The organism is Stenotrophomonas sp. 1337, from assembly GCF_031455455.1.
Taxonomy (GTDB): domain Bacteria; phylum Pseudomonadota; class Gammaproteobacteria; order Xanthomonadales; family Xanthomonadaceae; genus Stenotrophomonas; species Stenotrophomonas indicatrix.
This window is the reverse complement of sequence record NZ_JAVDSR010000010.1, coordinates 58,120-73,641: the sequence shown is the minus strand read 5'-3', so window position 1 is coordinate 73,641 and position 15,522 is coordinate 58,120. Positions and strand designations below refer to the sequence as shown.

Here is a 15,522-nt window from a genome sequence, read left to right as displayed (position 1 = left end):
CGCTGCGCGGACGCAGCCATTATCGTGCGTGGCTCTTCATGCAAGCACAGGCAAACGGAACGATGGCGCGGTGGCAAGGGATGGCGGTGGGTGCGGTGGTGGTGGCAACAGCGGTGGCCCTGGCGGCAACCTGGTGGGAATTCCCCGCCTCCGGCCCGCAGGTGCCGGCTGGCCCTTCACCGACGCCGCTGGCGTGGACCGCACAGATCGAGCTGCTGGCCGGCGACGGTCATCCGGGTGATCGCGATGGCGCCTCGGCGCAGGCACGCTTTGCCGACCCCTACGCGCTGCTGGGCAGTGCCGATGGCAGCGTCTACTTCACCGATGCCGGTGACAACAACCGCATTCGCCGGCGTCTGCCCGATGGCCTTATTGAAACGGTAGCGGGGCAGGGCGAGGGTCGTGTTGATGGGCCTGCCCTGCAGGCAAGTTTCAACACGCCTTCGGGTATTGCCGCCGATGCGCAGGGCAACCTGTATGTGGCCGACACCGGCAATCACGCGATCCGGCGCGTCAGTACCGATGGACAGGTGACGACGCTGGCCGGTGGCCAGCAAGGCTTCGCCGATGGTCCTGCCGCGCAGGCGCGCTTCGATGGGCCGATGGGCATCGCCGTGGATGCGCAGGGACAGGTCTATGTGGCTGATACCTGGAATGACCGCATCCGGGTGATCGGTACCGATGGCAACGTGCGTACGTTGGCCGGCGGCGACCGCCCGGGCTTCGCCGATGCACTTGGCGCTGACGCTCGTTTCGATACGCCGGTGGCGCTGGCCTTCGATGCGCACGGCGCACTGCTGGTGGCCGATCTGTTCAACAACGCAGTGCGTCGCGTCGGCACCGATGGCATGGTCAGCACCGTCGTTGGCCGCGGGGAGGTCATCAATGGCCCGCTGTCACTGGCCACCACGCATGACGGCGTGCTGTACGTGGGTGACCTGGATGGACGCATCGTGCAGGTGACCCCGCAGGGGCATCAGCTGGCACTGCTGGGCAATGACCGCCTGCCACGCTTGGCGCGCCCCAGCGGTCTGGCGGTGGAGGCCGACGGCACCCTGCTGGTGGCCGATTCCGCGGCTTATCGCCTGCATCGCCTGCGCCCGTTGCCGGTGGGTGAACTGCCCGCACCGGCGCTGGTGGGCCCGGCCTCGGATGCGGCGCTGCCGGACAGTGGCGGGCGCTGGCCACTGGCACCGCAGGATGGCTGGCACGAAGTGGTGGGCACGCTCGGCGAGGTGCGCGGCACCTTCCAGGGTGAGAGTCGCCACCACCTGCACGGCGGCTTCGATGTGCGCGGCGATGTCGGCCAGACCGTACTGGCGATCGCCGAGGGCAAGATCAGCAGCCCGATTGCCGCCTGGAGCCTCGGTGGGCAGGCTGAGGGCCTGGCCGTGGACCGGTTGAAATACATCCACATGCGCGTCGGTCGCACGCCACGCGGCGAACCGTTCGACGCGCGCTGGCAGCCGCTGTACGCCGAAGACGGCACGCTGGAGCGCATCCGCGTGCGCCGCGGTACACGCATCCACGTCGGCGACCGCCTGGGCAGCATCAACAACCAGGCGCACGTGCACCTGGCCGTGGGTAATGGCGGTTTCGAGACCAATGCGGTGGCGCTGGGGTTCAAGGGCTATGCCGACCACTTCGCGCCGCGCATCACCGATGTGGCGCTGCTGGACGACAACGACCAGCCAATGGCCGCCGGCAGCGATGGCGTGGTGATGCTGGCCCGGCAGGGACGCGGCGTGCAGATCGTGGTGGAGGCCTGGGACCAGGTGGACAACAACCTGCCGCGTCGCCGGCTGGGGCCGTACCAGGTGGGCTACCAGATCCTCGATGCCGCCGGGCAGCCACTGCAGGGCTACGAGCAGCCGCGCTGGAACATCGTCTTCAACCGCATGCCGCCGCAGAAGCAGGCGGTGAAAGTGGCTTACGCACCCGACAGCGGCATCACCGTGCATGGCAGCGCGGTCACCCGCTTCCGTTATCTGGTGACCAACACCGTGCGCGATGGGCTGATGGAAACCGGGCGCTGGCAGCCGGCGGCGTTGCCGCCGGGCGAGTACATCGTGCGTGCCAGTGCGCGCGACTACAGCGGCAACGAAGGCGTGGGCCCGCGCGACATCAGGGTACGGCTGCTGCCATAGCCGCGGCCGGGGCGCCGCAGCGTTCGCGCTCGGCGTCCATGTCTTCCAGCGGCCGCACCTCGATGCTGCCGAAGCGCGCCCACGGGAAGCCCTGGGCGATACGCATGGCCTCATCGCGGTCACGGGCCACGATCAGGTTGAAGCCGGCCAGCAGTTCGCGGGTTTCGGCGAAGGGGCCATCGAGTACCCGGCTGTGGCCATCGCGCACGCGCAGGGTCTGCGCCGATTCGATCGGCTGCAGTTTCTGCGCGGCCAGCAACGTGCCTTCGGCCTGCAGTTTGTCGGCATGGGCGAGGCAGTCGCGCATCAACGTATTGAAGTCGTCGATGGGCAGTGTGCGCAGCAGTGACGGGTCGATGTAGATCAGAAGCAGGTACTGCTGCATGGCGGAGTCCTGGCGGGGGCGGGGGTCCATGATCGCGCAGGTTTGCGCGGGGGCATGCTGCACTGCGAAAGGCAGAGCGGGAAGCGCGCCTTCGGCGGGGATCGGCGAACGGCGGGGCCCCTCCGTGGTGGGGTTGGTCGTGAAGAGCTGCATCTCTGCGGGTTGGCCGGGCAAGTGGGCTGCGCAGGGGACGCCGTGAATACGTCCTTGTAGGCTCGGGCGCGCCATCCATGGCGCTTACGCTCCTGCGCAACCCACCCGCCCGGCCACGGACAGGTTCCTGCGGCGTCCACCACGGGAAATCACAGGAAAAGGCAAACGCGGGTCGCTTCGCTCGCAAAGCGAAGGCTGCCGGCCAACCGCTTTTGCTGTTGCTGTTGCTGTTGCTTCTGCCTTTTTTCTTGATCTTCCCGTGGTGGTTCGGCCACCGGAATCTGTCTGGGGCTGGGCGGGTGGGTTGCGCAGGGGCGTAAGCGCCATGGATGGCGCGCCCGAGCCTACAGGGACGTATTCACGGCGTCCCCTGCGCAGCCCACCCGCCCGGCCAACCCACAGAGATGCAGCTCTTCACGACCAACCAACCCCACCACGGAGGGGCCCCGCCGTTTGCCGATCCCCGCCGAAGGCGCGCTCTCCGCAGGAAAAATAATTTGCACGACGGTGTCGATCCTCGCGCCCCTGGTTCGTTGTAAGAGGGAAGGGCACGCACCCGCAGCCCAGCGGAGACCGCAATGAAAGTGATGGTGATCGTCAAAGCCAACGCCGATTCCGAAGCCGGGCGCATGCCCAGCGAACAGGAACTGGCCACCATGGGCGCCTACAACGAACAACTGGTGGCCGCCGGCATCATGCTCGCCGGGGAAGGCCTGCATGCCACCCAGCGCGGCCGGCGCGTCCATTTCGGTGGTGGTACGCCCCGGGTCGAGAGCGGCCCGTTCGGCCCGGCCGGCGAGCAGATCGCCGGGTTCTGGCTGTGGGACGTGCGCTCGCTGGACGAGGCCACCGAATGGGCCAGCCGTGCACCCTTCGGCGCGGGCGGTGCCCTCGAACTGCGCCCGTTGATCTCCGCCGAAGACTTCGGCGAAGCCTTCACCCCTGAATTACAGCAGCAGGAACAGCGTCTGCGTGAGCAGCTCGACCGTGCCTGAGTACGGTCGCGCATTCATCCCATCCTACGGAGCATTCCCATGAAACTGATTCCCTTCCTCGGCTTCAGCGGCCAGGCCCACGACGCAATGGCGTTCTATGCCAAGGCACTTGGCGGCCAGGTCACGTCGGAAATGAAGTACCGCGACATGCCGCCGTCCGACGGCTCGCCGGGCTGCAATGAAATGCCGGCCGACACCCTCGACCATGTGGCCCACAGCCAGCTGGAGATCGGCGCGGCGATCCTGATGGCAGCCGATGGTCCCGGCGGCGGCGAGGGTGGCTCGACCACCATCAACGTCGACGTGGACAGCATCGAAGAAGCCGAGCGCGTTTTCGCGGCGCTGGCCGAGGGTGGCCAGGTGCAGATGCCGATCGCCGAAACCTTCTGGGCCCACCGCTGGGGCATGTTGACCGACCGCTACGGCAAGCCGTGGATGGTCAACTGCATGAAGCAGCCCTGATTTTCCTTTTCTCCATCCATCGCAGGGAACCGCACCGATGAGTACACCGCAACCGCAGATGATCTTCGTCAACCTGCCCGTGCAGGATCTGGAAAAAGCCAAGGCGTTCTTCGCCGCGCTGGGCTACAGCTTCAACCCGGCCTTCACCGACGAGAACGCCGCCTGCATGGTGGTCAGCGAGAGCATCTTCGTGATGCTGCTGGTCAAGCCGTTCTTCCAGCAGTTCACCACCAAGGGCATCGCCGATGCGCATGCGCAGACCGAGGTGATCACCTGCCTGTCGGCTGACAGCCGCAAGGCGGTGGACGCCATGGTGGACAAGGCGCTGGCCGCCGGTGCCAGCGAACCGCAGCCGGCGCGCGACTACGGCTTCATGTACCAGCGCGGCTTCCAGGACCTGGATGGACATCTCTGGGAAATCGCACACATGGACGGCGAGCCGGGCTGAGCGGCCGCCGCAGGGAGAATCCCCATGGCTTACGTGGATGCTTACGTATTGCCGTGCCCGCAGGACAAGGTGGCGGCCTATCGCCGCCTTGCCCGCCAGGCCGGCGCAGTGTGGAAGGACCATGGCGCGCTGCAGTACATGGAATGCGTGGCCGATGACGTGCAACCCGGAAAATCGACCTCGTTCCCGCAGGCGGTGAAGCTCAAGCCGGGCGAAACGGTGATCGTGGCCTTCGTGGTGTTCCGCACGCGTGCCGCGCGCGACCGCATCAACAAGAAGGTGATGGCCGACCCGCGGCTGGCGCATATCGGCCCGAAGGACATGCCGTTCGATACCAAGCGCATGTTCTGGGGCGGCTTCAAGCCGATCGTGGAAGCGTGAACGCCGGCGCTTGTGCGGGCCGGGCCCGCATGCTGTGATCGGCGCATGCACGAGCCCGCCCTGAGCCAGCGCCTGGACACCCTCTGGCGGATGGAATCGCCAGTGTTGATCGCGCGCCTGGCGCGCCTGCTCGGCGGCGATGTCGGTCGTGCCGAAGAGCTGGCCCAGGACACCTGGCTGGCCGCGCTGGAGCGTTGGCCGGCGCAGGGCATCCCGGACAATCCTGGAGCCTGGCTGATGACCACCGCGCGCAACCGTGCCATCGATGTGCTGCGCCAGCACCGTCGGGTGGCGCAGCAGCATGCGCAATGGGGAGAGGAACTGCATCCGGCCGCATTGCCCGCGCCGGACGACAGCCAGGCGCTGGAAGACGACATCGGCGATGACCTGCTGCGGCTGATGTTCGTGGCCTGCCATCCAGTCCTGCCTGCCGACGCGCGGGTAGCGCTGAGCCTGCGCCTGCTGGGCGGGCTGACCACGACCGAGATCGCCCGCGCGTTCCTGCAGCCGGAGCCGACCATCGCCCAGCGCATCGTGCGTGCCAAGCGCACGTTGGCGCAGAAGCAGATCCCCTACGAAGTGCCGCGTGCTGATGCATTGCCGGAGCGACTGGCCTCGGTGCTGGAGGCGATCTATCTGGTGTTCAACGAAGGCTATGCAGCCAGTGCGGGCGACGACTGGATGCGACCGGCGCTGTGCGCCGAGGCGCTGCGGCTGGCGCGCATCCTCGCCCATCGCATGCCGGTGCCGCCGGTACTGGGTCTGTTGGCGCTGATGGAGCTGCAGGCCTCGCGTGCGGCGGCACGGGTGGATGCGCAGGGTGCGCCGATCCTGCTGGACCAGCAGAACCGGGCGCGCTGGGATTGGCTGCAGATCGAACGCGGCCAGCAGGCACTGGCGCGTGCGGTGTCGGCGGGCGGTGGCGATGACCCCTATGTGCTGCAGGCGCGGATCGCCTTCTGCCATGCCAGTGCGCGGCGTGCCGAAGACACCGACTGGGCGCGCATCGCTGCACTGTATGCGCAGCTGCTGCAGGTAATGCCATCGCCGGTGGTGGCATTGAACCGGGTGGTGGCGGTGTCGCGCAGCGAAGGCGCGTTCGCGGCATGGGCACTGTTGCAGCCGCTGCTGGATGAGCCACGCCTGCAGGGCTACGCACCGCTGATGGTGGTGCGCGGCGAACTGCTGCAGCAGTTGGGGCGGGAGCAGGATGCGCGTGGCGCATTCGCCTCGGCAGCGGCGTTGAGCCAGAACCAGGCAGAGCGGACCCTGCTGCGGCAACGGGCCGGCCTGCCGCAGGAAAATTGAAGCCGACAAGGTCAGCACTTGTCGGTTTGCCCCGGAGCGGCTATGTTTCGCGCCCAGCGGGCGTGTTCGCGCCTGTCATTCGTGTGTCGTGACCGAGGAGCGGTTGGATGTTTTCAAGGACGAAGAGCGCACCGCGCGCTTTTGCGCGCCTGCTTGCCTATGCCCTGTGCCTGGCCGTATGGCCGTTGGCCAGCCAGGCCGCAGACAAATCGCAGCAGGCCTACTGGGCCGGCTTTGCCTATACCGCTGACGCCGCCGCCGTACAGGCGACCACCCCGCATGCGCATGCCGTGCTGGAAAAGCGTGGCCTGATTCCGCTCAACCAGACCCTGGCACAGGCGCTCAAGCGCCGCGCGCCGGCCAACCTGGAACTGATCGACCAGCCGGTGGCGATGCTCGACGGCACCACCAGTGCCGTGGTGCTGGCCGCTGCGCTGGACCGCGAGCTGGTATCGGTCGAACCGATCGGCGACCAGTACAAGGTGCTGGTGGAAGTGGCACTGCAGGCGCTGTTCTTCGATTTCCGCGAGCGCCAGGTGATCGCCTCCTATCCGCTTACCCTGCAGCGCATCGACGTGCAGGAGTACCGCCCGGACAGCGACGATATCGACGCGATCGTCGCCGATCTGCTGTACGGCGGTGCCGATACCAGCCTGTCGCAGGTGCTGGCCACCACCCTGGCCCAGGCCAAGCTGCCGGAAGCGGCCACGCGTCGCCTGCAGGTGGGTGCGGTGACCTTGTCCGACGCCACGCTGGCCAAGCTGCCCGACCCGAAGTGGGCCGGTCCGCTGCGCGCCACGCTGGCACACGAACTGTCCAAGACGCTGTCGTCCAATACCGGTGTCGGCCTGCTGCCGCCGGCCTCGGGCCAGGCGATCGGCGGTGCCATGGCCGCGCGCTTTGCCGACGGCAAGGTCTACCAGCTGAAGATCCCCGAGGCCGACTACGTCATCAGCCTGCAAGTGGATGCGCTGAAGAACGGCGTCATCAGTGAAACGCCGGCGATGAAGACGATGCTGTTCGGCGCGTTCTTCACCGCCAAGGTCACCGAGCCGTTCTCCGGCAAGGTGTACTTCGAACAGCCGCTGCGCAAGGGCGCCACCAAGGTGGTGCCGGTCACGCAGTGGCAGGTCGACCAGTGGTCGGCCAGCTACGAAACCCTGCTGGCCGGCTTCGATGCCTTCGCCGGCGCCGCCGCCAAGCGCGCCGACTCGCGCGCCTGGCTGGACGAGCAGAAGCCCGGCGGACGCCCGCTGCAGCAACAGACCCAAGCCCTCCAGGAGTTGATCAAATCATGTCGTTGATGCGTACCATCCTGCTCATCCTCATCGCCCTGGCGGTGGCCTCGCCGGTCGCCGCGCAGACCGCCAGCTCGCGCGGTACCGGTTCGGCCAGCTACAGCCTGCGCCTGAGTGCCGATACCCGTGCGCAGGCCCTGAACAAGGCCAAGGCCAATGCACTGGAGGCGTACATCGCCGAATCCGGTGCGGCCAAGCTGCGCCTGTTCGAATCGCGTCGCGCCGAGTTCCTCGGTGAAATCGACCGCTACGTGCTCAGCGCCGTGCAGCTGTCGGACAACGAAGACAAGAAGGCCAAGACCTACAGCGTCACCGTCCGCGCCGAAATCAACACCACCCTGCTGCAGACCAAGCTGGATGCCGGTTCGGCCGTGGCCGGTGCCACCGCCGCACAGCGCTCGCTGCTGACCTTCCTGTTCATGGCGCGCTCGCAGGACACCGTGCAGTCGTTCCAGGACAAGGAATACCGCCGCGTCGACGCCAGCAGCAGCTACAGCGAGAACACCCGTGAGGGCGACAGCTTCCGCGGCAACTCGGTCAGCACCAACGGCAGCATCAACCAGAACGGTTCGGTGTCGGTCACCAGCGGCGGCAGCACCACCGCGCGCAGCGACAACATCAGCTGGAAGGTGGCCAACGCCGCCGAAGTCAACACGGCCATGACCGGTGCCTTCAGCGCCGCCGGCTACGAAGTGGTTGAAGCCGAATACGTGGAAGGCGAGTCGCGCGGCCTGCTCAGCATCGAGCGCATCCGCAAGGACTTCAGCACCGGCAACGATCTCTCCGCGGCCACCCTGCGCGATACCGCCAACGGCATCCGCGCGGCGAACATCCCGTACATCGCCGTCGGTACGCTCGACGTTGGCATGCGCGACCGTGATCCGGCCAGCGGCAACACCCGCGTGTTCGTCACTGTCACCGGCAAGGTGCTGGACGTGACCGGTCGCTTCCCGCGCACCGTGTCGTCGGTGGGCCCGGTGCAGTTCTCCGGTACCGGCCCGAACGAAACCGTCGCCCGCACCAATGCACTGCAGCTGGCTGCCGAAAAGGCCGCCCAGCAGATGATCAACGAACTGAACGTCAAGGCGGTCCGCTGACGTTACCGCTGCGCTCGCCGGGCATGGCCCGGCGTTACCGGCCCTGGTGGGTGCCGAGCGTGCTCGGCACTGACCCGCTGCTATCCCCGATCCCGCGCGCCGCATTGCGGCCGTCTCTCCCAAAGGACTCTTCCATGTTCCGTAATACCGCTCTCGTCGTTGCCATCGCGGCCGCCACCCTGTCGATGCCGGCCCACGCCCAGTTCGGCAAGCTGAAGGACCTGGCCGGCGGCGCCACCGGCACCTCCAGCAGCAGCGCCAGCGCTGCCGCTCCGGACGAAGCCGCGCAGGAAGCGCTGGTCCGTCGTTTCGTCAGCTCGCAGTCGCACTCGCTGCAGGCGCAGACCTCCTTCGCCCGTGCCTTCGGCCTGGCCGAGCAGGTGCAGCTGCTGGAAGCCGAGCGCCAGGCGCTGTCGTCCGGTTCGGTGAACGTCGATGCGATGAAGAAGTCGGTGTCGGTCAGCGAAGCCGCCCAGGCCGCCATCGACGAGCGCCAGGCCGCACAGCCGGAACTGAACGCTGAATCCAAGCAGCACTACGCCGAAGGCCTGGTCTCGCTGCTGGCCTCGGCTGCCGAAGCACAGAAGCTGAGCGGCGAAGCCAGCGGCTTTGCGGCCGGCATGAAGAACCTGGGCGCCACCCAGATGGCCACCGTTGGCCGCAAGCTGGCCGCCGGTGCCTGGGTTGCCAAGGAATCGCCGGGCTTCATCAAGGGCCTGTACGGCTCGACCAAGTCGGCTGTGACCTTCGCCAAGAAGAGCAAGGTGAAGGTGCCGTCCAACGCCGATTCGATGCTGGATTCGCTCTGATACGAGGCAGCTCCGCATGCGTACGACGACTCGATTGATCGGCCTGGGCCTGGCAGCGGCCCTGCTGGCAGCCTGCGGCAAGCAGGATGCACCGGCAGAAACCGCTCCGGCCAAGGACAAGGCTGCCAGTGCACTGGCCAGCAATGCGCCGGTGCAGGAAGCGCCCCTGCGTGGCACGCCGGATTTCGGCGGCACCACCCAGGTCGCGCGTGAAGCCGACGGTATCGGCAGCACCCCGGAACTGGCGGTGCTGGCGGCATTGCAGTCGGCCGTGGCCCAGGTCAACGGCGTACGCGTGGCCAGCCAGATGCAGAGCCTGCGCGCAGGCCTGCATGTGGACGTGGACGGTGAACACGTCGGCGATATCCGCGCCGACGCGTTCTCCCAGCAGATGATTGCCGGCTCGCAGGGCGCGGTGCTGGGCTATGAAATCCTCTCGCAGGATGAAGTGAGCCAGCTCGACGAAGAAACCATCGCCCGCGTGCGCGCCAGCGACGAAGGCTGGAGCTTCAAGGGGTCGGCCTCGGCCAGCGCTTCCGGCGAAGCTTCCGCCAAGGGCGGCTCGGCGTCGGCCAGCGTCAAGGAAAACTACGAGGAGCAGGTGAAGGTAGACGCCAAGCGCGGTGCCAGCTCCTTCGATTCGGATGTCACCCGGCGCAGCATGCGCAGCTACTGGAAGGTGCGTGTACGCGCGCAGATTGCCCAGTACCGCGCACCGGATGAAGAAGGCAAGCCGAAGATCGTGGTGGCCCTGCCGCGCACCAAGTCGGGCAGCTATGCCGTTGGCGATGGCCGGGTGAACGCCGACGAGGTCGCCCAGGCGATCCGCGCGCGGCTGTCCGACACGCTTACCCAGACCCAGCGCTTCATCGTGCTGGACCGCGAGTTCGGCGACGAACTGCAGGCCGAGATCGACCACATCAACAGTGGCAACGTGCGCCTGCAGGACACCGCGCGCGTTGGCCAGCAGCTGGCGACCGACCTGATCCTGATTCCGACGATCGAACGGTTCGAGTACCCGCGCAGCGTGCGCAACCTGCGCATGTCCGATCGCCAGGTGACCTCGTATTCCGGTGGCGGCCGCATCACCCTGCGCCTGGTCAATGCCACCACCGGTCAGGTGGTGATGTCCGACAGCTTCGACCACCAGCTGGCCTCGACCGGCCCGAGCACGCTGCCGCGCGTGGTCAATGGCCGCAGCATGGCCGCCTCGATGATGGACTCGCTGTCCGGGCAGATCGGCAGCACGATCGTCACCACGCTGTTCCCGGTGTCGGTGGTGTCCGTCGATGGCGACCAGGTGGTGCTGAGCCAGGGCGGTGACACCGTGCAGGTCGGCCAGCGCTGGCAGGCCGTGCGCCTGGGCGAAGAGCTGAAGGACCCGCAGACCGGCCGTTCGCTCGGCCGCAGCGAGCATCCGTGCTGCACCATCCGCATCGACCGCGTTGCCGCGCAGACGTCCTACGGCACCCTGGAAGAGGGTGTCGACGCGATGCGCGGTGGTTTCCGCCCCGGCCAGATCGAACTGCGCCAGAAGCTGGGCAGCAAGCCCAAGGCCGCCGCCGGCGCAACCGCATCGGCCGCCCCGGCCGCCGCAGCGCGCCCGGCCAGCAAGCCCAAGCCCAAGCCCGCCGCCGCCCCGGCCGAAGACCCGAACTGGTAAGACACCTCGGTAATGCACAGATGGGGTCAGAGCTCTTTCCCACCGGGAAAGGGATCTGACCCCTTCTTGTTTCTGCTCATCCACGCATGGCGTGGATCTACTGTGTCGACCAAGGTCGACATCTACCAACAGCGGCGATACCACCAACAGCGTTACCAACAGCAGCGGGAAACTGTCGAAGGCGGGGTGGGGCAGCGTGCGGGGGCGTGAGCCGCATGGATGCGGCGACCGAGCTTACATGGACGTACTTGCAGCGCCCCCCGCACGCTGACGTGCCCCGCCTACCCTCAGGAAACCTGCTTCCGCTGTTGCCTGGGCTGTTGCTGTTGAGGTTGCCGGCCAGCGGCCGGCACTACCGCGGCTGCCGGGTGCAGGGCGCAGCCCTGCCGAACCCCTTACCCCTTACACTCCAGAACGATTTCCCTGCTGGAGAGAGCAATGAAGCGAGTAGTACTGGGCGTGCTGGCCCTGTCGGTGTCGAGCGCACTGATGGCGGCCACCCCGAAATTCGATGGCGCGCGGATCTCCGCCGACGTCAAGGAACTGGCCTCCGACGCCTACGAAGGCCGCTCCCCGGCCACCGCCGGCGAACAGAAGACCATCGCCTTCCTCAGCAAGCAGTTCGCCGACGCCGGCCTGCAGCCCGGCGGCGACCTGAAGGACGGCAAGCGCCTGTGGACCCAGGCCGTGCCGCTGCGCAAGGGCGACATCGTCGGCACCCCGCAGCTGTCGCTGCAGCAGGGCAGCAAGACCATCGCGCTGGAGCAGGGCAAGCAGATCGCCGTGCGTGCAGCCATGAACGGTGCGACCAGCGTGGACATCAGCAAGGCACCGCTGGTGTTCCTCGGCTATGGCGTAAAGGCGCCGGAGCGCAACTGGGACGACTTCAAGGGCGTGGACCTGAAGGGCAAGATCGCCGTCGTGCTGATCAACGACCCGGACTTCGAAACCGGCAAGGGCGACTTCGACGGCAAGGGCATGACCTGGTATGGCCGTTGGCCGTACAAGTACGAAGAAGGCGCACGCCAGGGCGCACTCGGTGTGCTGATCGTGCATGAGACCGCCCCGGCGTCGTATGGCTGGGCCACGGTGGCCGGCTCCAACACCAACACCATGTTCGACGTGGTGCGCGACAATCCGGCTGACAGCCATCCGCTGCTGGAAGGCTGGATCCAGCGCGATCTGGCAGTGGAACTGTTCCGCTCGGCCGGGCAGGATTTCGAGGCGCTGAAGAAGAAGGCGCAGCAGCGCGACTTCACCCCGGTGCCGCTGACCGGCGCCAGCCTGGATGCGAAGTACGCGGTGAAGACCGAAGTGATCACCTCGCACAACGTGGCCGCGCGCCTGGAAGGCAGCACGCATCCGGACGAGACCGTCATCTACAGTGCGCACTGGGACCACATCGGCGTGGGCGAGCCCGACGCACGCGGCGACCGCATCTTCAACGGCGCGCTGGACAACGCCAGCGGCACCGCCTCGCTGATTGAACTGGCACGCGGCTTCGCCAAGGCGCCGCGTCCGCAGCGTTCGGTCGTGTTCCTGGCGGTAACCGCCGAGGAGAAGGGCCTGCTGGGTTCGGAGTACTACGCAACGCACCCGCTGTACCCGCTGGAAAAGACCGTGGCGATGATCAACATGGACGGCATGGCGCCGTTCGGCCCGTCGCGCGATTTCGGCATCTACGGCGCGGCGCGCTTCGAGCTGCTGGACCAGCTGAAGGACGTGGCCAAGGGCTGGGACATCCGCTACACGCCGGACCCGAAGCCGGAGGCCGGCCTGTTCTTCCGCTCCGACCACTTCCCGTTCGCCAAGCGTGGCGTGCCCGCGCTGTCCTGGTCGGCAGGGCAGGACTGGGTGGACGGTGGCGTCGCGGCGGGCAAGAAGGCGTCCGAGGACTACACCGCCAAGCGTTACCACCAGCAGGGCGACGAGTGGCAGCCGGACTGGGTGTTTGCAGGCGCTGCCCGCGACCTGGAAGTGCTGTACACCCTGGGCAACCAGCTGGCCAATTCGCGCAGCTGGCCGAACTGGAGCAAGGACGAGGCGTTCCGCGCCGTGCGTGACGCCAGCGCCGACCAGCGCAGATAACGGAATGCGCCGGGCTCACCCGGCGCCTCCCCGGTTGCCGGCCGCTGGCCGGCAACCCGGTGATGCCTGGTAGTGCCGGCCGCTGGCCGGCAACCCGGTGATGCTTCCGGAAGCGATGGGGAGCCGGCCAGCAGCCGGCACTACCAGAACCGGTTCCATCCACCCTTTCCCGGTCTTCGTCGCACATCGCTTGTTTGCCCGAAGGGCCGCTCTATGCTCGGCTCACCCCTTCCACCAAGGCGCCGCCGTGATCGCCAGCTTCTCCCTCATCATCCGTCATCTGCTGGCCTGGGCCGCGGCGCTGTTCGTTGCTGGCATGGTCTGGAGTGGCATCTTCAGCGGCATGAACGACGGCCCAGGCTGGGTGTTCGGGCTGCTGGTGATGTTCCTGATGATCTCCGCGCTGGGCAGCGCGATCACCCACGTGCGCCGGGTCTGGCTGGTGGCCGGTCGCCTCGATGGCGCCACGTTGTCGGGCCGCCAGCGCCGGCAGATCGAATTGCCGATGGATGCCGGCCAGGCCTTCGCAGTGGTCGAGGCTGCCGTCGGCGAACTGCCGCGGGTGGAAGAAGTGGAGAGCTCTGCCGGCAGTCTGCAGGTGCGTGCCTATGTGCGGCGCGTCGACCTGTGGAACGGCCGGCAACCGTCGCGCTGGAACCTGCCGGCGCGGCTGGCGATCAAACGCAACAGCGTGCTGGCCACGGTAACGCCGGGGCAGGGCACCAGCACCGTCACCCTGCTGTTCGAACCGGACGCCGGCTGGTGGGCCGATCTGCTGGCACTGGATGAAGGCAGCAACTATGAGAACGCCGAAGCGGTGACCCGAGCGATCAGCCGCCGTGTGGCCGACCAGCGCCGCGACGAGCAGGCCGCTGCCGAACAGACCCAGGTGGAAAAGGAACTGTCGGTCGCGCGCTTGAACCTGCTGCACGCGCAGGTCGAGCCGCACTTCCTGTACAACTCGCTGGCCAATGCACAGGTGCTGACCCGCACCGACCCGACGCGCGCCGAGCAGATGCTCGGCCACCTGATCCAGTACCTGCGCAGTTCGCTGCCGCAGGTGGACGAATCGGTTTCCACGCTGGGCGTGGAGCTGGAACGTACCCGCGCCTATCTGGAAATCCTGCGCATCCGCATGGGCGCACGGCTGGCGGTGGAAGTGCAGGTGCCCACCGAGCTGCACGAAGTGAAGATGCCGGCGATGGCGCTGCAGACCCTGGTCGAGAATGCGATCAAGCACGGCCTGGAGCCCAAGCCCGGCGGCGGCACGATCTGGATTCTCGCGCGTGGTTTCGATGACCATGTCACCGTGACGGTCGCCGACGATGGGCTCGGTTTCGGACAGGGCACCAGCGGCACCGGCATCGGCCTGAAGAACCTGCGCGAGCGCCTGCGGTTGACCTGCGGCGAGCAGGCCGGAGTAGCGATCGTGGCCAATTTCCCCAGTGGTGTAGCCGCTACCATGACCCTGCCGCAGTCGGCCAAGGAGCCCAGCCATGCCGCTTGAAGCGCTGATTGCCGAAGACGAGGAGCTGCTGCGGCACTCGCTGGTCGAGCAGCTCGGGCGGCTGTGGCCGGAGCTGAAGCTGGTGGCCGAATGCGAGGACGGTGCCAGTGCGCTGGAACAGCTGGCCGAGAGGCAGCCGGACATCGCCTTCCTCGACATCCGCATGCCCGGCATCAGCGGCATCGAAGTGGCGCGGTCATTGGCCGAACTGAGCCCGCGCACGCAGGTGGTGTTCGTCACCGCCTACGACCAGTACGCCATCGATGCCTTCGAGCAGGGCGCGATGGATTACCTGCTCAAGCCGGTCAGTGACGAACGGCTGCTGGCCACGCGCGACCGCATTCTTTCGCGGCTGCCATCCACGCGCCAGGACGATGCGGTGCTGGAGCGCCTGCTGCAGCGCCTGGGTGCAGGCCCGGCCGCCAACGACCGGCCGCCCCTGGCCTGGATCACCGCCAGCAATGGCCGCGATACGCAGCTGATCATGCTCGACGATGTGATCTATTTCCGCGCTGACAACAAGTACACCACGGTGGTCACTGCCGCCGGCGAAAGCCTGCTGCGCACACCGCTGCGCGAGCTGCTGGAAGTGCTCGATCCGCTGCACTTCCGCCAGGTACATCGCTCCACCATCGTCAACATGAAGGCGGTGGCAGCCGTCAGCCGCGACGATACCGGCCGTGGCGTGCTGCGCCTGCGCCAGCGTGCCGAGACCCTGGTGGTCAGCCAGCCGTTCATGAGCCTGTTCCGCGGCATGTAGCCGCAGCCATTGCCATCCACC

General features: G+C 67.3%; 14 protein-coding genes. 13 read left to right on the top strand and 1 reads right to left on the bottom strand.

From position 1 onward, the window contains the following. Positions 1 to 62 precede the first annotated feature (62 nt). Positions 63 to 2,147: a gluconolaconase gene (locus J2X70_RS14560; protein ID WP_309910938.1), complete on the top strand. Its 2,085-nt coding sequence runs from the start codon at positions 63 to 65 to the stop codon at positions 2,145 to 2,147. On the opposite strand, the gene J2X70_RS14555 is transcribed toward J2X70_RS14560, so the two are convergent. Continuing rightward, the gene (locus J2X70_RS14555; RefSeq protein ID WP_049464203.1) at positions 2,125 to 2,532 is read right to left on the bottom strand and encodes a YciI family protein; all 408 of its coding nucleotides are present in this window, start codon (positions 2,530 to 2,532) and stop codon (positions 2,125 to 2,127) included. The genes J2X70_RS14560 and J2X70_RS14555 overlap by 23 nt on opposite strands. A 731-nt stretch (positions 2,533 to 3,263) precedes the next feature. On the opposite strand from J2X70_RS14555, the gene J2X70_RS14550 reads away from it, so the two are divergent. From J2X70_RS14550 to J2X70_RS14495, 12 genes are all read left to right on the top strand, one after another. After that, positions 3,264 to 3,680, top strand: a complete 417-nt coding sequence (locus tag J2X70_RS14550; protein ID WP_032977081.1) for a YciI family protein — start codon at positions 3,264 to 3,266, stop codon at positions 3,678 to 3,680. 39 nt (positions 3,681 to 3,719) lie between these two features. Continuing rightward, a complete protein-coding gene (locus J2X70_RS14545) occupies positions 3,720 to 4,142 on the top strand; it encodes a VOC family protein (RefSeq protein ID WP_025878381.1) in 423 nt (140 codons plus the stop codon). A gap of 37 nt (positions 4,143 to 4,179) precedes the next feature. Beyond that, positions 4,180 to 4,590: a VOC family protein gene (locus J2X70_RS14540; RefSeq protein ID WP_025878382.1), complete on the top strand. Its 411-nt coding sequence runs from the start codon at positions 4,180 to 4,182 to the stop codon at positions 4,588 to 4,590. Positions 4,591 to 4,614: 24 nt separating this feature from the next. Next, a complete protein-coding gene (locus J2X70_RS14535; RefSeq protein ID WP_025878383.1) occupies positions 4,615 to 4,971 on the top strand; it encodes a DUF1428 domain-containing protein in 357 nt (118 codons plus the stop codon). 45 nt (positions 4,972 to 5,016) lie between these two features. After that, complete coding sequence (locus J2X70_RS14530; protein WP_309910935.1) at positions 5,017 to 6,279, top strand: RNA polymerase sigma factor; 1,263 nt, start codon at positions 5,017 to 5,019, stop codon at positions 6,277 to 6,279. Positions 6,280 to 6,386: 107 nt separating this feature from the next. Then, positions 6,387 to 7,583, top strand: coding sequence for a hypothetical protein (locus J2X70_RS14525; RefSeq protein ID WP_025878385.1), 1,197 nt, complete (start codon positions 6,387 to 6,389; stop codon positions 7,581 to 7,583). After that, the gene (locus J2X70_RS14520; protein ID WP_025878386.1) at positions 7,574 to 8,674 is read left to right on the top strand and encodes a hypothetical protein; all 1,101 of its coding nucleotides are present in this window, start codon (positions 7,574 to 7,576) and stop codon (positions 8,672 to 8,674) included. Before J2X70_RS14525 ends, J2X70_RS14520 begins: the two co-directional genes overlap by 10 nt. A 134-nt stretch (positions 8,675 to 8,808) precedes the next feature. Then, the gene (locus J2X70_RS14515) at positions 8,809 to 9,483 is read left to right on the top strand and encodes a hypothetical protein (RefSeq protein ID WP_309910933.1); all 675 of its coding nucleotides are present in this window, start codon (positions 8,809 to 8,811) and stop codon (positions 9,481 to 9,483) included. A gap of 16 nt (positions 9,484 to 9,499) precedes the next feature. Then, entirely contained in the window at positions 9,500 to 11,146 is a 1,647-nt protein-coding gene (locus J2X70_RS14510) for a CsgG/HfaB family protein (RefSeq protein ID WP_025878388.1), read from the top strand. A 438-nt stretch (positions 11,147 to 11,584) separates the two neighbouring features. After that, positions 11,585 to 13,234 (top strand): M28 family metallopeptidase, encoded by a 1,650-nt coding sequence (locus J2X70_RS14505; protein WP_309910931.1) that lies wholly within the window; start codon positions 11,585 to 11,587, stop codon positions 13,232 to 13,234. A 247-nt stretch (positions 13,235 to 13,481) separates the two neighbouring features. Further along, complete coding sequence (locus J2X70_RS14500) at positions 13,482 to 14,741, top strand: histidine kinase (protein WP_088099864.1); 1,260 nt, start codon at positions 13,482 to 13,484, stop codon at positions 14,739 to 14,741. Further along, positions 14,731 to 15,501 (top strand): LytTR family DNA-binding domain-containing protein, encoded by a 771-nt coding sequence (locus J2X70_RS14495; protein WP_309910928.1) that lies wholly within the window; start codon positions 14,731 to 14,733, stop codon positions 15,499 to 15,501. The genes J2X70_RS14500 and J2X70_RS14495 overlap by 11 nt, the downstream gene beginning before the upstream one ends. The last annotated feature ends 21 nt before the right edge of the window (positions 15,502 to 15,522 follow it).